Here is a 20,415-nt window from a genome sequence, read left to right on the forward strand (position 1 = left end):
CCCCGGAGGACGCCGGGGCTGCGGGACGCGGAGTTCCGCGATCGTTTCTTAACGCGGCGACGACAAGCCGGTGCACGGATGCTTACAACTTGTCGCCCTGTTGCCGAACCGTCAATCGGGCAGCGTACACCTGCGCCGGGCGCCCGGCGCCGGGTTGCCTCAATCGTCGGTGTTCGGGTCCAGGCCCGGGAACAGGATCTCGGTGAAGCCGAAGCGGCTGAAGTCCTTGATCCGCATCGGATAGAGCGTGCCCACCAGGTGGTCGCATTCATGCTGGACGACGCGGGCATGGAAGCCCTCGGCCTCGCGGTCGATGAGGCCGCCGAAGGCGTCGAAGCCGCGATAGCGGATGCGGCTCAGCCGCGGCACCACGCCGCGCAGGCCCGGCACCGACAGGCAGCCTTCCCAACCCTCCTCGGTCTCGTCGGTCAGCGGCTCGATCGTCGGATTGATCAGCACCGTCATCGGCACCGGCGGCGCCTCCGGATAGCGCTCGTTGCGCTGGAAGCCGAACACGACCACCTGCAGGTCCATGCCGATCTGCGGCGCAGCGAGGCCGGCGCCGTTGGCGGCCTTCATCGTGTCGAACATGTCCTCGAGCAGCGCGCGCAGCTCCGGCGTGTCGAAGGCCTCGACCGGCTGGGCATGGCGCAGCAGGCGGGGATCGCCCATCTTCAGGATCTCTCGAACGGCCATGGCGGGGTCCTCAATGCGGTGGGCTTCCGGGGAAGCGTGGGAACGGGCGAACACGGAACTGGAGCAGGAGCGCGGAAGGAGCGCGTCCTGCGCGCGACGGCGTCCAAGGGCGGCATCGCGTAACCTGCGGGACATTCTAAGAACCCGACCCGGAGACCTCCCGTGAGCGACCCCACCGCCCTGCCCCCGGCCCCGGCATCGCTGCCGGCCTACCTGGAAGCGCTCGGCCCCGGCCTCTATGCCGTGGACACCGCCTTCCAGCGCGACCACTTCGATGCCGCCTTCCTGGTCGTGGACAGCGGCCGGGCGGCCTTCATCGACACCGGCACGCGCCATGCGCTGCCGCGGCTGCTCGGCGCGCTGGAGGCGCTGGGCCTGCCGCGCGAGGCGGTGGACTGGGTGATCCCGACGCACGTGCACCTGGACCACGCCGGCGGCGTCGGGCCGCTGATGGCGGCGCTGCCGTCGGCCACGATGCTGGTGCACCCGCGCGGGCTGCGGCACATGGTCGATCCCTCGGCGCTGTGGGCCGGCGCGCTGGCCGTCTACGGCGAGGAAGAGATGCGCCGCTCCTACGGCGAGCTGGTCGGCGTGCCGGAGTCGCGCGCCCAGGCCAGCAGCGACGAGCAGCGCATCGCCGTGGGCGCCCGCACGCTGCGGCTGATCGACACGCCGGGGCATGCGCGGCACCACCACTGCCTGTGGGACGAGGCCAGCGGCGGCTGGTTCACCGGCGACACCTTCGGCCTGTCCTACCGCGAATTCGACGATCCCGAGCGGGGCGCCTGGATCCTGCCGACCAGCACGCCGGTGCAGTTCGAACCCGACGCGCTGCGCGACTCCATCCGCCGGATGATGGCGACGCGGCCGTCACGCATGTACCTGACGCACTACAGCGCCGTCGGCCGCGATGCGGCGGACGTCGAGCGCCTGGCGGCGCTGCTGCTGTCGCAGATCGACGAGATGGTCGCGATCGCGAGCGGCCTGAAGGACGCGCCCGATCGGCACGCCGCGCTCAAGCGCGAGCTGCTCGCGATGTTCCAGCGCCGGGTGCGCGAGCACCTCGGCGACCGGATGGCGCCCACGCGCGTGGCCGCGCTGCTGGCGATGGACGTCGAGCTCAACGCCCAGGGACTGGGCGTGTGGCTGGACCGCCTCACGCGTCGAGGTTGAGCTCCTGGATCTTGCGCGTGATGGTGTTGCGGCCGATGCCCAGCTTCTGAGCGGCCTCGATGCGGCGGCCGCGGGTCAGGTCCAGCGCGGTCAGGATCAGGCTGGCCTCGAAGCGGCGGGTCAGCACGTCCCAGACGTTGGGTTCGCCGGCCGCGAGCAGCCGGCGCGCCTCGCGCGCCATCTCGGCGATCCAGGCGTCGGGCGACGGCGGGATCGGGACCGCCGGCAAGGGCAGCGGGGCCGCCGCGCTGCCGCCGGTCAGGCCGCTCGCGAGCGGCACCACCTCGGCCGAGAGTCCGCCCGATGGCGCCGCGTGCGCGCCCGGCGCCGCCAGCAGCTCCTGCGGCAGGTCCTTGGCCTCGACCACCAGGCTGGGTGCCATCACGCTCAGCCAGTGGCAGATGTTCTCCAGCTGCCGCACGTTGCCCGGGAAGTCGAAACCGACCAGGCGCTGCAGCGCCGCCTCGGACAGGCGCTTCGGCTCGACGCCGAGCTCGCCCGCGCTGCGCTGCAGGAAGTAGCGCGCCAGCAGCGGCACGTCCTCGCGGCGCTCGCGCAGCGGCGGCAGCCGCAGGCGGATCACGTTCAGGCGGTGGAACAGGTCCTCGCGGAAGCGGCCTTCCTTGACCAGCGTCTCCAGGTTCTGGTGCGTGGCCGCGACGACGCGCACATTGGCCTTCTGCGGGCTGTGGCCGCCGACGCGATAGAACTGGCCATCGGACAGCACGCGCAGCAGCCGCGTCTGCAGGTCCAGCGGCATGTCGCCGATCTCGTCGAGGAAGAGCGTGCCGCCCTCGGCCTGCTCGAAGCGGCCGCGCCGCGTCGCCTGCGCGCCGGTGAACGCGCCGCGCTCATGGCCGAAGAGTTCCGACTCCAGCAGGTCCTTGGGGATCGCCGCGGTGTTGATCGCGACGAACGGCCCTTCCGCGCGCGGGCTGTGCTTGTGCAGCGCGCGCGCCACCAGCTCCTTGCCCGAGCCCGACTCGCCGGTGATCAGCACCGTCACATGGCTCTGGCTCAGGCGGCCGATCGCGCGGAAGACATCCTGCATCGCCGGCGCCTGGCCCAGCATCTCGGGCATCTGCACCTGCTCGGCCTCGCCGACCGCCTCGCGCTGGCTCTCCTCCTGCGCGCGCCGGATCAGCTCGACCGCGCGCGGCAGGTCGAAGGGCTTGGGCAGGTATTCGAAAGCCCCGCCCTGGAAGGCGCTGACCGCGCTGTCCAGGTCCGAGTAGGCCGTCATGATGATCACCGGCAGACCCGGCAGCTGCTTCTTGACCGTGGTCAGCAGCTCCAGGCCGGAGCCGCCCGGCATGCGGATGTCCGACACCAGCACTTGCGGCGTGTCGTCCTCCAGCGCTGCCAGCACGTCGCGCGTCTGGCTGAAGCTGCGCACCGGCAGCCCTTCGCGCGTCAGCGCCTTCTCGAGAACAAAACGGATCGAATGGTCGTCGTCAACAATCCAGATCGACTTCATCTATGGCTCCCCTTTTCCCCGTTGTCGACTTGTGGCCGCGGCTCAGGGCAAAGGCAGGGTGATTCGGAAATCGGTCCGGCCCGGCTGGCTGTCGCAGTCGATCATCCCCTGGTGCTGTTGGGCGATCGTCTGCGCCAGCGTCAACCCGAGACCGGAACCGCCATCCCTCCCTGAAACCAGCGGAAAGAAGATGCGGTCCTTGATCTCCTCGGGCACGCCCGGGCCGTTGTCCTCGACATGCAATTCCAATGCCAAGCGCCAGCGCTGCTTGCCGATCGTCACCTGCCGGGCCACCCGCGTGCGCAGGGCGATGACCGCGTCGCCGGCGGCGATGCGCTCGTGCAGCGCCTGCGCCGCGTTCTGGACGATGTTGAGCACTGCCTGGATCAGCTGCTCGCGGTCGCCGCGGAAGTCGGGAAGCGAGATGTCGTAGTCGCGCTGCAGCGTCAGCCCGCGCGGGTACTGCGCCAGCACCAGCGAGCGCACCCGCTCGCAGATCTCGTGGATGTTGACGTCGCCCACCACCTGCGCGCGCCGGTGCGGCGCCAGCAGCCGGTCCACCAGCGACTGCAGCCGGTCGGCCTCGTGGATGATGACCTCGGTGTATTCCTCGAGCTCGCCCCACAGGTCGGTGGGCTGCAGCTCCAGCGCCAGCAGCTGCGCCGCGCCGCGGATGCCGCCCAGCGGGTTCTTGATCTCGTGCGCCAGGTTGCGCGTCAGTTCCTTGATCGAGTGGACCTGGTCGAGGTTGCGCTCCTCGCGGTCCTGGCGCGTCTGCTGCGCGTTCTCGATCAGCTCGATCACCAGCCGCTGCGGATCGTCCGTCTGGCTGACGATGACATGCACCGGCAGCAGGTCGTCATGGGTGCGCGGCCCGCGACGGATGGTCGCGTCGAAGCGCGAGCTGGAGAACGCGTTGCGGCTGACCTCCTCCAGCGCCTCGACCAGGCGGCCGGTGTCGGTGAACCACTCCAGCAGGTTGCTGCCCTGCACCGCGCGGCGCGGCAGGTTGAACAGCGTCTCGACCGCGGTGTTGGCGAACTCGCAGGTGCCGTCGGGACGGACCACGGCGACCAGCGTCGCCAGGAGATCGAAGCACGCGAACGGCTCGTCGGGGGAAACGGGGGTAACGGGTTTGGGATTCATGCGGTGTCGCCCTCGTCGCCGTCGTCGCCAATGACGCGCGACACCGCGGCGGTGCTTCCCGCCGATCCCCGTTCAGAGGTTGGGCGGCGGCAGCTTCGCGAGCTCGCGCTTGATGGCCTGGACGTCGGCCTCCTGGCGCGAGACGGAGGCCTTGAGCTCGGTCGTGCGGTCCAGGTACTTCTGATAGTTGCGCTCGTCGCCACGGCGCTCGGGCTGGCCGTTGTTGTACTCCTGCTGGAGCTTGGCGAGCTTGCCTTCGGCCTCGCGCAGTTCCTGCTCGAGGATGCGGCGGCGATCGTCGTCGCGCACGCGCTGGTCCTTGGCATCGACCTTGAGGTCACCTTGCGTCCCCGAGGCCGACACCGTCGGCGTACGCGGCTTGACCGGCGCGATCACCGAGATCGGCGTGCCCTCGATGCTGCGGCAACCCTTCTCGGCGGCCTCCTTCGCGGACAGCGCGTCGGTGTACAGCACCGGCGGTCCGGGGCAGCGGTACACCACGCCCTGCGCCCCGGCAGGCCCGGCGGCCATGGCCGCCATCGCGACCAGCACCAGCGCCGGCCATTCCCGTCCCACCCGCTTCTTCTGCAGCGTCATCTGCATTCCCTGCTTCCAACTGACCAGAGCCGGGAGGCATTGTGACGCAATCGGTCGCCGATGGGCATGGCGCCATGCGGAAGCGCTGTTGCCAGGTGTAGGGCTGTGGAACGTCGGACACGGCGCGGCAAAGGAAAAGGGACGGCCATGGCCGTCCCTGCGCGCGGTGGCAAGCGTGCGGAGCGGGCCGTGCCTGGGCGGTCATGGCGCGCTCCGCGCTTGCGATCACAGCGAGTAGTACATGTCGAACTCGACCGGGTGGGTGGTCATGCGGAAGCGCTGGACTTCCTGCATCTTCAGCTCGATGTAGGCATCGATGAAGCTGTCGGTGAACACGCCGCCCTTGGTCAGGAACGCGCGGTCCTTGTCCAGATACTCCAGCGCCTGGTCCAGCGAGTGGCAGACGGTCGGGATCTTCGCGTCTTCTTCCGGCGGCAGGTGGTACAGGTCCTTCGTGGCGGCTTCGCCCGGATGGATCTTGTTCTCGACGCCGTCCAGGCCCGCCATCAGCAGCGCGGCGAAGCACAGGTAGGGGTTGGCCGAGGGATCCGGGAAGCGCGCCTCGATGCGGCGGCCCTTCGGGTTGGCGACGTAGGGGATGCGGATCGAGGCCGAGCGGTTCTTGGCCGAGTAGGCCAGCTTCACCGGGGCTTCGAAGCCGGGCACCAGGCGCTTGTACGAGTTGGTGCCGGGGTTGGTGATGGCATTGAGCGCGCGGGCGTGCTTGATGATGCCGCCGATGTAGTACAGCGCGAAGTCGCTCAGGCCCGCGTAGCCGTCGCCGGCGAACAGGTTCTTGCCGTCCTTCCAGACCGACTGGTGCACGTGCATGCCCGAGCCGTTGTCGCCGACGATGGGCTTCGGCATGAAGGTGGCCGTCTTGCCGTAGGCGTGCGCGACGTTCTGGATGATGTACTTCTGCAGCTGCAGCCAGTCGGCGCGTTGCACCAGCGAGCTGAACTTGGTGCCGATCTCCATCTGGCCGGCGTTGGCGACCTCGTGGTGGTGGACTTCGACGGGGATGCCCATCTGTTCCAGGATCAGGCACATCTCCGAGCGCATGTCCTGGCCGCTGTCGACCGGAGGCACCGGGAAGTAGCCGCCCTTGACGGTGGGACGGTAGCCGCTGTTGCCGTGCTCGTAGTCCTTGCCGGTGTTCCAGGCGGCTTCTTCCGATTCGATCTTCACGAACGAGCCGGACATGTCCACGTTCCAGCGCACGCTGTCGAAGATGAAGAACTCGGGTTCCGGGCCGAAGTAGGCGGTGTCGCCCAGGCCGGAGGACTTCAGGTAGGCCTCGGCGCGACGGGCCAGCGAGCGCGGGTCGCGCTCATAGGCCTTGCCGTCGGTCGGGTCGATGACGTCGCAGGACAGGATCAGCGTCGGCTCTTCGAAGAAGGGGTCGATGTTGGCCGTGTTCGGATCCGGGATCAGCAGCATGTCCGAGGCTTCGATGCCCTTCCAGCCGGCGATCGAGGAGCCGTCGAAGGCATGGCCCGACTGGAACTTGTCCTCGTCGAAATGGGAGACGGGCACGGTCACGTGCTGCTCTTTGCCGCGGGTGTCGGTGAAGCGGAAGTCGACGAACTTGACTTCGTGCTCCTTCACCATGTTCATCACGTCGGCGACGGTCTTGGTGGCCATCAATCACTCCTAGGGGGGCTGGATGAGAAAGAAAGAGTCGTGGGGCTTCGGCCCAGCGCGGACGATTTAGCAGTTTGCATGCCAGCGGATGGCAATCCGGTGACAGCCAGGCGCCAGACCGGTGCATGAGGCGCAAGCCCTTGATGCCGAACGCGCCACCCGAGGGCAATGCCCGTCGTTCAGAGCGCAGCGGCGCCTGGGCGATATGCGCCTGATCCGGACCGAAGCCCGAATCGGTGCATCATCGCACCAACTCGGTGCTGATGACAGCACCAAATTGGACAACGCCCGCGCGCAGGGCCTCGTAGGCGGCATCCATGGCCGCCGCATCGCCCTTGACGCCCAGTTCGATGTGGCGACCCCACTGCGGGTGATCGACGCTGGGCAGCGAGAACACCTTGATGCCGGGGAAGTCGGATTCGATCCGCTCCATCAGCGGGGTCAGGCTGGCTTCCATCGCGCCCTGGACGATCAGCGAGCGCTCGCGCGTGCCGACCGCGCGGTGCAGCTCGGCATGGCGGTGGTCCAGGACCCACTCGATCATCGGATGGGCCATCACCGGGAAGCCGGGGACGAAGTAGGCCGTGCCGACCGAGAAGCCGGGGATCCTGTTGTACGGATTCGGAATGATGGCCGCGCCTTGCGGGAACACGCCCATCTCCATGCGACGCAGGGTGTCGGGGTGCTCGCGCTCGGGCGTCGTGCCCTGCTCCGCCGCCATCTGCTGGACGCGCTGCCAGATCAGCTCGGCCGCTTCCGGATGCAGCTCGAGCGGTAGCCCCAGCGCCGCGGCGGCGGCCTGGCGTGTGTGGTCGTCGGGCGTCGCACCGATGCCGCCGCAGCTGAAGAAGAGATCGCCGCTGGCGAAGGCGGCCCGGTACTCGCGCACCAGTTGCTCCCGGTCATCGCCCAGGTACTTCGCCCAGGCCAGCGACAGGCCGCGCGCGCCCAGCAACTCGATCACCTTGGACAGGTGCTTGTCCTGGCGCTTCCCGGACAGGATCTCGTCGCCAATGATGAAGAGGCCGATGTTCATGCGGGTTCCTGCGAAAACGTGAGAGCGAAGAAGGCGATGAAGACGAAGGCGATCGCGGCGCTCGCCGCGTCGGCCGGCTTCAGAGCGGCGACGGCCGGTTCTCGATCGCGGGCGGCGGCGTCGGGTCCTCGGCGTCCAGGGGCGGCGCCGTCGCGTAGTTGGCGGGCAGCGCGTCCATCACCGGATCGGGCGCGCGTTCGGCGCGAGTGTCGGCGCGGCGCATCTCCTGCAGCGCGGCCAGCGCGTAATGCGAGAACCACAGCGAGCTGAAGGCGAACACCAGCGTGTAGAGCCAGACCGACACCAGGATCAGCACCGGCGCGAAGGCAATCGTCAACGCGCCCATCGCCCAGATCGCCGCCGGCGCCGCGCCCAGGTAGCCCGTCGCCAGGCCCAGCAGCAGCAGCGGCAGCCGGTGCTCGGCCAGCAGGCGGCGGCGCTCGGGCGCGGACGCGTGCTCGGCCAGCACGTCGAAGGTGAACACGCGGTAGCCCAGCCAGCCCCAGATCAGCGGCGGCAGGATCAGCGCCAGCGGCGGGATCAGCCAGAACGGCAGCGACGCCACCAGCAGCACGACGCACAGCAGCGTGTGGCCCAGCGACCAGCTCAGGCTGGCCACGAAGCCGGCGCCGCGCTTGCGCTCCAGCCCCGCGAAACGGCGCTGCGCGACCAGGTCCACCATCGACGGCGTCATCAGCAGCGCCACCAGCAGCAGGCTCAGCACGACCAGCGCCGGCACGGCCATCGCCAGCACGATGATCGGCGCGAGCACCGTGCGGAAGGACGCGGCGCCGAGGCTGTCCAGCCACTTGAGCAGGCCGTCGATCAGGCTCCAGGACTCGAGCGTCGCGCGCACGCCGGCGACGGCGGCTTCCCAGAAGAAGTAGCCGAGCCCGAACGCGAGCGCCGCCGACACGATCAGCGGCAGCAGCGACAGGCCGATCACCCGCGGATGCAGGCAGTACGCGGCCGCCCGCCAGAACGCGTCCGCGATGCGGCTCATCGGCTTGATCATCCCTGGTTCCCTCCAGCCGGCGCCTGGCCGGCGATGTCCATCGTCGCGCCGCCGGGCGGCAGGGCGCCGCCTCCGTGCGCGGCCGCGATCTTGTCACGTCCGGCGAGCCGCTTCAGCCCCAGCCACTGCTGGGCCCAGAAGCCCCGCCCGTAGTCGCGACCGCCCTCTTCCGGCAACTGGTCGCGCACGCCGGTCGGATCCCAGCGGTCCTCGAAGTTGGCGGTGCGGAACAGCACGTCCCAGATCGGCAGCATCACCGCGAAGTTGTGGCCGCCCAGCGTGCCGCGACCGAAGCCTTCATGGCCGATGCCGATCGAGTGATGCAGGCGATGGAAGCGCGGGCTCACCAGCAGCCGCTCGCCGATCGTGCCGAAGCTCAGCCGCAGGTTGGCATGCTGCAGGTTCTCCAGCAGCTGCGAGATCGCGACCAGCGCGACGAACTGGCCGGGCCCGACGCCGATCAGCACCGCGGTCAGCGCGACCGCGCTGTCGATCAGCAGGTCGTCCAGCAGGTGGTTGCGGCTGTCGCTCCACATCGTCATCTGGCGCTGGCTGTGATGCAGCGCATGCAACGCCCACCACCAGTGCCACGAGTGCTGCGCGCGGTGCAGCCAGTACTGCAGCAGGTCGAAGGCCACCAGGTACAGCACGAAGCTGACCCAGGCCTGGTCGGTGACGCCAGGCCAGATCGCGTCGAGCTGGAAGGACGGCAGGCCGAGCATGCGCATCTCGCCGACCAGGCTGTCGACCACCGGATCCAGCGAGAAGAACATCGCCAGCCGGAACACGCCCAGCCGCTGGATCAGCGTGTAGACGATGTCGATGCGGATCGCATGGCGATCGGTGACCGCCTCGGCAGGCCGCCAGCGCTGCAGCGAGCCGATCACCGCCAGCATCACGACGATCTGGATCAGGCCCACCAGCAGCCAGCCGGTCGCGTCGAACGCGTCCTCCAGCAGGTTGCCGTAGCCCAGGTGGAAGACGACCGGTTGAATGACGCTCTCGAACAGCGCCTGCTGCGCCTGTGCGAACAGATCGGTGAGCCAGTCCATCACGCTGTCGGTCCTTCCATGAATCGATGGATCGCGTCCGTGCCGCCCGCGCGCCTCAGCGCTTCAGGGCGTCCTTCGGCCCCGCGGGCCCGGGGGTCGCCGGCACGGCCGGCAGGCCCGCCGGAACGCCAACCGGCACGCCGCTCGCGGCCGCCTTCGCGACCGCTTCCTGCGGCCGGCGCATCCAGGCGACGTAATCCGGATGATCGCGCAAGGGCGCGAAGCACATGCCCCGGGATTTCAAGCCTTGCAGCAGCGGCTCCAGCACCGCCGGCGCCCACGGGTCCTGGCGCGACCAGATGCCCAGGTGCGCCATCAGGATGTCGCCCGGCTTGACGCGCCGCAGCGCCTGGTCGAGCAGCGCGGGGTTGGGGTACTTGTCGCTGGGCAGTTCGTCGCCGAGGAAGCCGGAGGCGCTCCAGCCCACGTGCCGGAATCCGCAGGCCTGCGCCGCCGCCAGCAGCGCCGGCGAGGTGCGTCCGGCCGGTGCGCGGAAGATCATCGACATCGGCCGGCCGGTCATCTCGAGGAAGCGGCGCGCGGGGCGCTTGAGTTCCTCGCAGTACTCGGCCGCGCTCAGCACGACGTTTTGCGGCACCTGCTCGCCGGCGGCGCGCTTGAAGCGGAACCGGCCGTCGGGCAGGTCCGCCGACCAGGCGTCGTGGTACCAGGTGTGCGAGCCGAAATCGTGGCCTTGAGCGGCGAGCTGCTTCCACCACGGCGCCCACTTGTCGTCGAGCGTCTGCCCGCCGTCCATGGTCGGCTCCTGGGCGAGGAAGAAGGTCGCCTTCGCGTCGAAGCGCCGCAGCGTGTCGACGATCAGCGGCGCCACGCCCATGTGGCCGGTGTCGAAGGTGAGGTAGACGGGTTTGTCGCAGGGGGCCGGCGCCGGGGCTGAGGCGCCCTGCGGCTGCGCCTGCGCCACCACCGTCAGGCCGAGCGCGAGCGCCACGACCGGACGCGCCAGGCGACCTGGGCGCGCCGGGCCACGCGGGACGAACGGGATCTTCACGGCCAGGGCCCTCGTCAGCCGGCGCTCACTGGCGCGGCATCTGGTCGAGCGTCCAGACGCCGTGCGGCGACTTGCCGACCTTGACCTGCTGCAGGATCTGCTTGGTCTGCAGGTCCATCACCGTGAGCTTGCGCGCCCAGCGCGAGGTGAACATCAGCGTGCGGCCGTCGGTCAGGATCTCCATGTCGTCCGGACCGCCGGGGGCCTTGAAGGTGTCGACCACCTTGAAATCCGCCAGCGCGATCTTGCTGATCGTGTTGGCCGCGCGGTTGCTCACCAGCACATGCTTGCGGTCGCCCAGCGCGCGGAACGAATGCGCGCCGTCGCCGGTCTCCAGCTTCTTGACCAGCCGCGGCTGCGCGCCGCCGACGTCGTAGACCTCGACGCTGCGCTCGCCGGTGAGCGCCACCAGCAGGTACTTGTCGTCGGGCGTCAGGTAGAGGTCGGCCGGCAGCTTGCCGACGGGAATCTTCCAGCGCGGCGCCATCGTGTTCAGGTCGATGGCCAGCAGCTCCGAGCTGTCCTGCAGGCTGGCGTAGACAACGCTGCTCTTCGTGTCGATGGACAGGTGGCTCGGCGTCTTGGGCGCGGAGAAGCGCTTGAACAGCGCCAGCGGCTGCGCCGCGTTCTGCGGCTGCCACTTGTAGATGTCGACGTGATCCAGGCGGTTGCCGGCCAGCACCAGCCACTTCATGTCGGGCGAGAAGCGCAGGTGATAGGGATCGGGAATACCGTGGACGGTGCGCTGCACCTCGGCCGTGACCGGATCCAGGAAGGTCAGCGAGTCGCCCAGCGCGTTGGCCACGACCATGGTCTTGCGGTCGGGCGTCAGGTAGAGGTGGTGCGGCTCCTTGCCGATCGGAATGCGCTTGACCTGGCGGAAGTCCTTCGGATCGATCACGCTGACGTCGGCGTCCAACGAGTTCAGCACGAAGATGGGACTGCCGGTGGTGGCCAGCGCCGACGGCGCCGCGATCGACGCGCTCAGCGCCACGGCCAGGGCGGCCAGCAGCGGCCGCGCGAGGGAAGACAGCATGGAGATCCTCAACAGGGAGATGCCCGGCGAGCCAGGCGGCACGCAGCCCTCAAGTGTAGGCGGGTTCTCCCTAGGTCCGACCCGGAACAGCGCCGCCAAGGTCCGCCTGATGCGGGTTTCGGGCGGGTTTGGGACGGACCTGGGCGTCAGGCAGGCGGCGTCGAAGCGGCGCGTTCACACGCGGACGCGGCGGGCGTCGGAACGGGTGGAGCGCGCCGCCGCCGTTGCATCCCGTTGCGGAAGACTTGCCGCCAGGGTTGCGGCAAGTCTGCGCATCGCGAACTTCTTGGGCCGGTTACTCGTCGTCGCCGCCGAGCAGGCCGCCCAGCAAGCCACCGGTGGCGAAGCCGCCCAGCATGGAGCCCTCCTCGCGCGCGCCGCCGCGCTGCGGGGCCGCGGCGAAGACGCGCGACGCCAGGCGCGAGAACGGCAGGCTCTGCAGCCAGACTTCGCCCGGGCCGGTCATCTTGGCCAGGAACAGGCCTTCGCCGCCGAACAGGGCGGTCTTGATCTTGCCCACGTACTGGATCTCGAAACTCACGCTCGGCGTGTAGGCGACGACGCAGCCGGTGTCCACCAGCAGCGTCTGGCCCGGTTGCAGCGTGCGACGAACCACGGTTCCGCCCGCATGCACGAACGCCAGCCCATCACCCTCGAGCTTCTGCATGATGAAACCTTCACCACCGAAGAAGCCAGTCGACAGCCGCTGCTGCAACGCGATGCCCAGAGACACGCCGCGAGCCGCGCACAGGAACGCGTCCTTCTGGCAGATCAGCGTGCCGCCGAGCTTGCCCAGCTCCATCGGCAGGATCTTGCCGGGGTACGGCGCCGCGAAGGCGACGCGCTGCTTGCCATGAGCCTGGTTCGTGTAGACCGTGGTGAACAGCGATTCACCGGTCACCAGCCGCTTGCCGGCACCGAGCAACTTTCCGAAGAAGCCGCCCTGGTTGGCGGAACCATCGCCGAACACCGTGTCCATGCCGATGCCGGCATCCATGAACATCATGCTGCCGGCCTCGCCGATGGCAGCTTCGCCGGGGTCGAGTTCGACCTCCACGAACTGCATCTCGGCACCCTTGATTTCGTAGTCGACAACGTCCATCGCCATGGTGTTCACCCTCTGTCACATCACAAAGAAACGGGCGCGATATTAACGTTTCGCGGCCTTTCTATACTGCGGTCATGACGCCCATGTCCCCTGACGAAAGCGCACCCCTCACTCCCCTCAAACCCGGCGACAGCTACGTGCAATCCTTCGCGCGCGGCCTGTCGGTGATCCGGACCTTCGACAGCCACCACGCCCGGCAGACCCTGACCGAGGTGGCCAAGCGCTGCGGCCTGACGCGCGCCGGCGCGCGCCGCATCCTGCTGACGCTCCAGACGCTGGGCTACGTCCGTTCCGAGGGGCGGATGTTCGAGTTGACGCCGAAGATCCTGGACCTCGGCTTCGCCTACCTGTCCTCGCAGCCGCTGTGGCGCTTCGCCGAGCCGATCGCGATGCAGCTGGCCAACGACGTGCGGGAATCGGTCTCCATCGCGGTGCTCGACGGCGACGACGCGGTCTTCGTGCTGCGCGTGCCGATGCGCAAGGTGCTGTCGGACCCGATGGGCGTGGGCAGCCGGCTGCCAGCCTGGGCGACCGCGACCGGCCGCGTGCTGCTGGCGGCCCTCCCCGTCGAGGAACGCGAAGCCCGGCTGGCGCAGGTGCAACTGGCGCGTCGCGCGGTCAACACCGTGCGCACGCCGGAGGAGCTGCGCGCCGCGGTCGAGCAGGCGCGGCGCCAGCATTGGTGCCTGGTGGACCAGGAACTCGAGGACGGCGTGCTGACCGTGGCCGCGCCGATCGCCGGCCGCGATGGCAAGGTCGTCGCGGCAATCAACATCAGCACCCATGCGTCGCGGACGCCGCCGCAGGTGCTGCTCGAGCAGGGGCTGCCCAAGCTGCAGGCGGCGGCGCAGAGCCTGTCGCAGCTGCTGGTGTTGATGAAGAAGGACTGATCGCTGTGGAGCCCAGTCCGCGGGACTGGGCTCGGTCCCTTCTCACCCCATGTGCAGGCCGCCGTTGCAGCTGAAGTCCGCCCCGGTGGTGAACCCGGACGACTCGCCCGCCAGCCAGCCGACGATGGAGGCGATCTCCTCCGGCTCGCCCAGGCGCTTGACCGGGATGCCGGCGACGATCTTCTCCAGCACGTCCGGACGCACCGCCTTGACCATGTCCGTGCCGATGTAGCCGGGGCTGACCGTGTTCACCGTGACGCCCTTGGCGGCGAGCTCCTGCGCCAGCGCCATCGTGAAGCCGTGCATGCCGGCCTTGGCCGCCGAGTAGTTGGTCTGGCCCGCCTGCCCCTTCTCGCCGTTGACCGACGAGATGTTGATGATGCGGCCCCATCCCTTGTCCACCATGCCGGGCACCACCTGCTTGGTGACGTTGAACATGCTGTTCAGGTTGGTGTCGATGACGGTGTCCCACTCGTCGCGGGTCATCTTCAGGAACATGCGGTCCTTGGTCACGCCCGCGTTGTTGACCAGCACATCGATCTTGCCGTGCTCGGCGATCGCGCGGTCGAAGGCCGCGACGGTCGAGTCCCAGTCGGCCACGTTGCCGACCGACGCATGGAAGGTGTAGCCCAGCGCGGACTGCTCGCCCAACCACTTGGCATGGTCGCGGCTGGGGCCGCAACCGGCGATGACCTTGAAGCCATCCTTGTGGAGGCGCTGGCAGATGGCGGTGCCGATGCCGCCCATCCCGCCGGTGACGTATGCAACTTTCTGACTCATCTTGCTTGCCTCCTGAGGGGCCCGCCGGGCCGCCGCGTCCGCGGCCGGGGTGCCTGGAATGTCGGAACGGATACGACGCGCGAAAGGGAATCCGCGCTCAGCGCTCGACGCACAGGGCCACGCCCATGCCGCCGCCGATGCACAGGCTGGCGATGCCCTTCCTGGCATCGCGCTTGATCATCTCGTGCAGCAGCGTCACCAGGATCCGGGCGCCGGACGCGCCGATCGGATGGCCCAGCGCGATCGCGCCGCCGTTGACGTTGACCTTGCTCAGGTCCCAGCCCATCTCCTGATGGACGGCGCAGGCCTGTGCGGCGAAGGCCTCGTTGATCTCGAGCAGGTCCAGGTCCTTGGCCTGCCAGCCGGCGCGCTCCAGCGCCTTGCGCGACGCCGGCACCGGGCCCATGCCCATGGTCTTGGGATCCACGCCGGCGCTCGCGTAGGACGCGATCCGCGCCAGCGGCGTCAGTCCCAGCGCCTTCGCCTTCGCATCGGTCATCAGCACCAGGCCGGCCGCGCCGTCGTTCAGGCCCGACGCGTTGCCGGCGGTCACCGAGCCCGCCTTGTCGAAGGCCGGCTTCAGGCCCGCGAGCGCCTCGGCGGTCGACTTGCGGTTGATGAACTCGTCCGCCGCGAAGACGACCGGATCGCCCTTCTTCTGCGGAATGGTCACCGGCACGATCTCGGCGGTGAAGCGGCCGGCGTCCTGCGCCGCCGCGGCCTTCTGCTGGCTGGCCAGCGCCAGCTCGTCCTGCTGCGCGCGGCTGACGTGGTACTCCTTGGCCACGTTCTCGGCGGTGATGCCCATGTGGTACTGGTTGTACACATCCCACAGGCCGTCGACGATCATCGTGTCCACGAGCTTCCAGTCGCCCATGCGCTGGCCGTCGCGCGAGCCCGGCAGCACGTGCGGCGCCAGGCTCATGCTCTCCTGGCCGCCGGCGATGACGATCTCGGAGTCGCCGTCGCGGATCGCCTGCGCCGCCAGCATCACGGCCTTCAGGCCGGAGCCGCAGACCTTGTTGATCGTCAGCGCCGGCACGGTGACCGGCAGGCCTGCCTTGATCACCGCCTGGCGCGCGGGGTTCTGGCCCACGCCCGCGGTCAGCACCTGGCCGAGGATGACCTCGTTGATCTGCTCGCCCTGCAGGCCGCTGCGGCGCAGCAGTTCCTGGATCACGATCGCGCCCAGCTCGCTGGCCGGCGTCTTCGACAGCGTCCCTCCGAACTTGCCGATCGGCGTGCGTGCCGCGGCGACGATGACGATGTCTTGCGGTGAACTCATGACTCGCTCCTCTTTCGAAACTGCTGAACTGCGGATGTCAGCGGGATGAAGGTGATGACTCCTGGACGCGGCGCGGGCGGTCTCACGCGCGCTGCTTCACATAACGGCCCGGCGCCGGCTCGATCGCCGCATGGCCGCGGCCGCCCGGCGCGCGCGGTGCCGCCTTCAGCGGGCCCGCGTGACCGGCCAGCCACTGCGACCAGTCGGGCCACCAGCTGCCGGGATGCTCGGTGGCGTTCTGCAGCCATTGCTGAGGGTCGGCCGGCAGCGCCGTGCCCTTGCCGATCCAGTGGCTGCGCTTCTTCTTCTCCGGCGGATTGATGACGCCGGCGATGTGCCCGGACGCGCCGAGCACGAAACGCCGCTTGCCCTTGAAGACCTGCGTGCTGCGGTAGGCGGCATCCCAGGGGACGATGTGGTCCTCGCGCGAGCCGTAGATGTAGACCGGGGCCTGGATCCGGCCGAGGTCGATCGCCTCGCCGCAGACGGTCAGGCGGCCGGGGATGCGCAGCTCGTTCTGCAGGTAGGTGTGGCGCAGGTACCAGCAGTACATCGGGCCCGGCAGGTTGGTCGCATCGCCGTTCCAGTACAGCAGGTCGAAGGCCGGCGGCGCGTCGCCCTTGAGGTAGTTGCCGACGACGTAGTTCCACACCAGGTCGTTCGGGCGCAGGAAGCTGAAGGTCGTCGCCAGCTCCTGGCCCTTGAGCAGGCCGGGGCCGCTCACCGCCTGGTCGCCCAGCGTCATCTCGCGCAGCTTCACCGCCTGCTCGTCGATGAACAGGTCCAGCACGCCGTTGCTGCTGAAGTCGATCAGCGTGGTCAGCAGCGTGACGCTCTCGGCGGGCTGCTGGCCTCTGGCGGCCAGCACCGCCAGCGCGGTCGCCAGGATGGTGCCGCCGACGCAGAAACCCAGCGTGTTGATCGTCTCGGTCGCGGCGATCTCGCGCACCACCTCGATGGCCTTGATCGCGGCCTGGCCGATGTAGTCGTCCCAGGTCCAGTGCACGCAGTCCGCATCCGGGTTGCGCCAGCTCACCACGAAGGTGCGGTGGCCCTGCGCGACCGCATGGCGGATCAGCGAGTTCTCCGGCTGCAGGTCGAGGATGTAGTACTTGTTGATGCAGGGCGGCACCATCAGCAGCGGCCGGGCATGCACCTTCGTGGTGAGCGGCTTGTACTCGAGCAGCTGGAAGAAGTCGTTCTCGAAGACCACGCTGCCTTCGGTCGTCGCGACGTTGCGGCCGACCTCGAAGGCCGATTCGTCGGTCTGCGACACATGGCCGCGCCGCACATCGGCCATCAGCAGCTGCAGGCCGCGGGCGAGGCTCTCGCCCTGCGTGTTCAGCGCGCGCTGCTGGGCCTCGGGATTGAGGGCGAGGAAGTTGCTCGGCGAGGCCGCGTCGATGAACTGCTGCACGGCGAAGCGCACGCGGGCGCGGGTCTTGTCGTCGCCCTGCACCTGATCGGCCATGCGCTGCAGCGTCTTCGCATTGAGCAGGTAGAGCTGCGCGGTGAAGTGGGCCAGGCGGTTGTCGTTCCAGGAGGCATCGGCGAAGCGGCGGTCCTTCAGCGCGGCGCCGGAGGCCGGTGCGCCATCGCTCGCGTGGGACTCGGCAAGCGCCGCGTTCCAGAGCTCGCCGGCTTGGCGGAGATAGTCCGATTGCAGCTGCGACCAGGCGTCGGGCGCGACCTGCATGGCCTGCAGCTGCTTGAAGGCGTCGCCGAATCCATGCGACAGGCCGGCCGCGGCCTGCTGCGCCTGCTGGGCCCACTGCTCGAAACCGGGGAACGATGCGCCGGGGAATCCGGCCGCGGCGTTGTTCGCGCTCATGTGTCTCCTCATGCCGACTTGAGCAAGAAGCTTGCCACAGCCGATCACGAGGATCACCGAGGTCGCTTCGCATATGCTCAGGCGCTTTGTAGCCCGTTCAGCTTACCCCCGCGTGACGATGATGTCGCCGATGACCCGAGGAATTTGCTGATGTATCTGGTGGCCATCGCCTGGATGTATGTGGTGCTGATGATGGCCGTGGCCGAGGCCTTCAGCCCGCAAGGCACGGTGCTCGGCGCGCTGGTCACGCTGGTGTTCTACGGCCTGCTGCCGCTCTCGATCGTGATGTACCTGATGGGCACGCCACGGCGGCGCGCCGCGCGCCGGCGGGCCGAGACCGACGACGCGGCGCAAGCGGCTCGAGCAACGAAAGCGGATCAAGCCGACGAAGCCGCCACGGCGGCCCGCGCGCCGGCCTCACCGCAGCCGGATGACGGCGGCCATGCGGCCGCTGCGCAGCCCATCGACACGTTCGTGGCGGAACGAAAAGAATCGTGACGGCTCGCTCAAGGTGCACCAGCCGCCGCCGCTGATCGCGCCCAGGCCCAGCGCCGTCAGCCTGCGCCGCGCCAGTCCGTAGAGATCGGCCCGCCAGCGCGGCTCGCCCTGCGCATTGGGCTCGAAGCGGAACAGTGGCTGGTCGGCGTGCACCGGCTCGGCACCGAAGGCCGTCAGCACGTCGGCGCCGACCTCGAAGCGCGCCGCGCCGATGCCCGCGCCCATCCAGGCCCGGATCTCGCGGGCGTCGCAGCCGGTCGCCTCGCGCATGGCGGCGACCGTGTTCTCCAGCACCCCACCGGCCAGGCCGCGCCAGCCCGCGTGCGCGGCGCCGACCACGCCCGGTCCGGCGAACAGCACCGGCAGGCAGTCCGCCACCATGACCGCGCAGGCCAGCGCGGGGTCGGTGCTGACGGCGGCGTCGGCGGGCTCGGGATCGGCGTCCGGCGCCGCATGCATGGCGCGCAGCCGCAACACCGAGGTCCCGTGAACCTGCTTCAGGAAGACCGGCTGACCGCCGATCGCGGCGGCGACGCGACGCCGGTTCTCGGCGACATGCGCCGGGTCGTCGCCCACCGACCGGCCCAGGTTCAGGCTCGCGAGGCCGCGCCGCTCGGCCGGTCCCGCCGCGCCACCGCTGACGCCGCCCGCGCGCGTGGTCATGAACGCGACGACCTCCGGCGCGGCCCAGTCGGGCCGTAGCCAGTCGGGATGCGGCGCGTCGACGGAGTCCATGGACCCGTCGCCCGCAGGCTCACTCCGCATCGGGACAGGCGCTGGGCTGCGTCCGGCGGAAGGCCTCCTGCGACATGCAGTGCTCGAAGATGGCCATGACCGTGGGCACGTGGTCGAGGCGGCAGTCGAAGCGCTGGGCGTTGAAGATCTGCGGCACCAGCACGCAATCGGCCATCGTGGGCGCATCGCCGAAGCAGAAGCGGCCGGCGCGGCCCTCCGCCTTCAGGCGCTGCTCGACCACGGCCAGCCCGCTCTCCACCCAGTGCTGGTACCAGCGGGTCTTGTTGTCGTCGCCGACGCCGAGTTCCTTCACCAGGTAGCGCAGCACCCGCAGGTTGTTGAGCGGATGGATCTCGCAGGCGATGTCCTGCGACAGCGCGCGGATGTAGGCGCGGCACAGCGCGTCGCCGGGCAGCAGCGGGGGCTCGGGATGGACCTCGTCGAGGTACTCGATGATGGCCATCGACTGCGTGACGACGGCATCGCCGTCCTTGAGCAGCGGCACCAGGCGCGAGGCCGACACGGCCGAGTACGACTCGTTGAACTGCTCGTTCTTCGCGAGGTGCACCGACTTGTAGTCGAAGTCCAGGCCCTTGAGCGCCATCGCGATGCGGACGCGGTAGGACGCGGACGAGCGGAAGTAGTTGTAGAGCTCCATGGCCGGCGATGATGCCACGGGGGCCCGCGATGGAGGCCGCTACACTGCGCCCCATGTTCCAAGCGCGGCGCTACCAGCATTGCCCCACCTGCGGCGGCCAGATCGAATACCGCGTCCCGGCCGACGACAACCGGGAGCGGGCCACCTGCACGCAGTGCGGCGCGATCCATTACGAGAACCCGCTGAACGTCGTGGGCACCTTGCCGGTCTGGGGCGAACAGGTGCTGCTGTGCAAGCGCGCGATCGAACCGCGACTGGGCAAGTGGACCTTGCCGGCCGGCTTCATGGAGCTGGGCGAGACGCTGGCCGAGGGCGCGCAGCGCGAGACGGTCGAGGAAGCCGGCGCGCGGATCGAACTCGAGAACCTGTACTGCGTGATGAACGTGGTGCGCGTCGGCCAGGTCCACCTGTTCTACCGCGCCCGGCTGCTGAGCCCGGACTTCGACCCGGGCCCCGAGACGCTCGAGGCCCGGCTGTTCCACGAACACGAGATCCCCTGGGACGAGATCGCGTTCCACACGATCCGCGAAACGCTGCAGCGCTTCTTCGACGACCGCCGCAGCGGCAACGGGTATCCATTGCATACGGCGGATATCGACTGAGCATTCGCTCCTGCAGCACTTCCTCCATCGTCACATCAGGCTCGTCAGGATCCGTGCGCTCGACCCAGCGCTTGACGAGGAACTCGACGAGTTCGTCCATGTCGATCGTCAGGCGGCTCGCGTGCGCCTCGACGCGGGCCTTGA

The 20,415-nt window shown here is 69.3% G+C and carries 20 protein-coding genes; 4 read left to right on the forward strand and 16 right to left on the reverse strand.

Features of this window, described 5'->3' with window-relative positions; all coding sequences use genetic code 11:
* Window positions 1–159 precede the first annotated feature (159 nt).
* Complete coding sequence (gene def, locus FHT38_RS15630) at window positions 160–696, reverse strand: peptide deformylase (RefSeq protein ID WP_183492316.1); 537 nt, start codon at window positions 694–696, stop codon at window positions 160–162.
* A gap of 162 nt (window positions 697–858) precedes the next feature.
* On the opposite strand from def, the gene FHT38_RS15635 reads away from it, so the two are divergent.
* Window positions 859–1,869 (forward strand): MBL fold metallo-hydrolase, encoded by a 1,011-nt coding sequence (locus FHT38_RS15635; RefSeq protein WP_310737385.1) that lies wholly within the window; start codon window positions 859–861, stop codon window positions 1,867–1,869.
* Here the strand turns inward: FHT38_RS15635 and ntrC are convergent.
* The 10 genes from ntrC to FHT38_RS15685 form a co-directional block, all read right to left on the reverse strand.
* Window positions 1,853–3,346, reverse strand: coding sequence for a nitrogen regulation protein NR(I) (gene ntrC, locus FHT38_RS15640; RefSeq protein ID WP_183492317.1), 1,494 nt, complete (start codon window positions 3,344–3,346; stop codon window positions 1,853–1,855). The two genes, FHT38_RS15635 and ntrC, sit on opposite strands and share 17 nt — an antisense overlap.
* Window positions 3,347–3,388: 42 nt before the next feature.
* Window positions 3,389–4,492, reverse strand: a complete 1,104-nt coding sequence (gene glnL, locus FHT38_RS15645; RefSeq protein WP_091734093.1) for a nitrogen regulation protein NR(II) — start codon at window positions 4,490–4,492, stop codon at window positions 3,389–3,391.
* 72 nt (window positions 4,493–4,564) lie between these two features.
* Window positions 4,565–5,095: a hypothetical protein gene (locus tag FHT38_RS15650; protein ID WP_255488703.1), complete on the reverse strand. Its 531-nt coding sequence runs from the start codon at window positions 5,093–5,095 to the stop codon at window positions 4,565–4,567.
* Between the two features lie 219 nt (window positions 5,096–5,314).
* Window positions 5,315–6,733 (reverse strand): type I glutamate--ammonia ligase, encoded by a 1,419-nt coding sequence (glnA, locus tag FHT38_RS15655; protein WP_091734095.1) that lies wholly within the window; start codon window positions 6,731–6,733, stop codon window positions 5,315–5,317.
* Window positions 6,734–6,974: 241 nt separating this feature from the next.
* The gene (locus FHT38_RS15660; RefSeq protein ID WP_183492318.1) at window positions 6,975–7,769 is read right to left on the reverse strand and encodes a molybdopterin-binding protein; all 795 of its coding nucleotides are present in this window, start codon (window positions 7,767–7,769) and stop codon (window positions 6,975–6,977) included.
* A 79-nt stretch (window positions 7,770–7,848) separates the two neighbouring features.
* Window positions 7,849–8,784: an EI24 domain-containing protein gene (locus FHT38_RS15665; RefSeq protein ID WP_254783602.1), complete on the reverse strand. Its 936-nt coding sequence runs from the start codon at window positions 8,782–8,784 to the stop codon at window positions 7,849–7,851.
* Window positions 8,781–9,836, reverse strand: a complete 1,056-nt coding sequence (locus tag FHT38_RS15670; protein ID WP_183492319.1) for a sterol desaturase family protein — start codon at window positions 9,834–9,836, stop codon at window positions 8,781–8,783. Before FHT38_RS15670 ends, FHT38_RS15665 begins: the two co-directional genes overlap by 4 nt.
* Before the next feature lie 55 nt (window positions 9,837–9,891).
* On the reverse strand, window positions 9,892–10,842 hold the full coding sequence (locus tag FHT38_RS15675) for a polysaccharide deacetylase family protein (RefSeq protein WP_404935729.1): 951 nt from the start codon (window positions 10,840–10,842) through the stop codon (window positions 9,892–9,894).
* 31 nt (window positions 10,843–10,873) lie between these two features.
* Window positions 10,874–11,884 carry a YncE family protein gene (locus FHT38_RS15680; protein ID WP_255488705.1) on the reverse strand — a complete coding sequence of 337 codons (1,011 nt, stop codon included), beginning with the start codon at window positions 11,882–11,884 and terminating at the stop codon, window positions 10,874–10,876.
* Window positions 11,885–12,179: 295 nt separating this feature from the next.
* Window positions 12,180–12,992, reverse strand: coding sequence for a TIGR00266 family protein (locus FHT38_RS15685; protein WP_147241333.1), 813 nt, complete (start codon window positions 12,990–12,992; stop codon window positions 12,180–12,182).
* Window positions 12,993–13,075: 83 nt separating this feature from the next.
* Here FHT38_RS15685 and FHT38_RS15690 point away from each other — a divergent pair, with 83 nt between their 5' ends.
* On the forward strand, window positions 13,076–13,882 hold the full coding sequence (locus tag FHT38_RS15690; protein WP_091734193.1) for an IclR family transcriptional regulator C-terminal domain-containing protein: 807 nt from the start codon (window positions 13,076–13,078) through the stop codon (window positions 13,880–13,882).
* A gap of 42 nt (window positions 13,883–13,924) precedes the next feature.
* On the opposite strand, the gene phbB is transcribed toward FHT38_RS15690, so the two are convergent.
* From phbB to phaC, 3 genes are all read right to left on the reverse strand, one after another.
* The gene (gene phbB / locus FHT38_RS15695; RefSeq protein WP_147241246.1) at window positions 13,925–14,662 is read right to left on the reverse strand and encodes an acetoacetyl-CoA reductase; all 738 of its coding nucleotides are present in this window, start codon (window positions 14,660–14,662) and stop codon (window positions 13,925–13,927) included.
* Window positions 14,663–14,759: 97 nt separating this feature from the next.
* The gene (locus FHT38_RS15700; RefSeq protein ID WP_091734106.1) at window positions 14,760–15,947 is read right to left on the reverse strand and encodes an acetyl-CoA C-acetyltransferase; all 1,188 of its coding nucleotides are present in this window, start codon (window positions 15,945–15,947) and stop codon (window positions 14,760–14,762) included.
* Between the two features lie 82 nt (window positions 15,948–16,029).
* Entirely contained in the window at window positions 16,030–17,778 is a 1,749-nt protein-coding gene (gene phaC / locus FHT38_RS15705; protein WP_255488706.1) for a class I poly(R)-hydroxyalkanoic acid synthase, read from the reverse strand.
* Between the two features lie 150 nt (window positions 17,779–17,928).
* Between phaC and FHT38_RS15710 the strand changes: the two genes are divergently transcribed.
* Window positions 17,929–18,276, forward strand: a complete 348-nt coding sequence (locus FHT38_RS15710) for a hypothetical protein (protein ID WP_183492520.1) — start codon at window positions 17,929–17,931, stop codon at window positions 18,274–18,276.
* Here FHT38_RS15710 and pgeF read toward each other — a convergent pair.
* The gene (pgeF, locus tag FHT38_RS15715; protein ID WP_255488707.1) at window positions 18,196–19,011 is read right to left on the reverse strand and encodes a peptidoglycan editing factor PgeF; all 816 of its coding nucleotides are present in this window, start codon (window positions 19,009–19,011) and stop codon (window positions 18,196–18,198) included. The genes FHT38_RS15710 and pgeF overlap by 81 nt on opposite strands.
* A 19-nt stretch (window positions 19,012–19,030) precedes the next feature.
* Window positions 19,031–19,669: a maleylacetoacetate isomerase gene (gene maiA, locus FHT38_RS15720; RefSeq protein ID WP_183492521.1), complete on the reverse strand. Its 639-nt coding sequence runs from the start codon at window positions 19,667–19,669 to the stop codon at window positions 19,031–19,033.
* A 53-nt stretch (window positions 19,670–19,722) separates the two neighbouring features.
* Between maiA and FHT38_RS15725 the strand changes: the two genes are divergently transcribed.
* Complete coding sequence (locus tag FHT38_RS15725) at window positions 19,723–20,271, forward strand: NUDIX hydrolase (RefSeq protein WP_183492321.1); 549 nt, start codon at window positions 19,723–19,725, stop codon at window positions 20,269–20,271.
* The last annotated feature ends 144 nt before the right edge of the window (window positions 20,272–20,415 follow it).

It is taken from the genome of Mitsuaria sp. BK041 (genome assembly GCF_014193085.1).
Lineage (GTDB): Bacteria > Pseudomonadota > Gammaproteobacteria > Burkholderiales > Burkholderiaceae_C > Roseateles.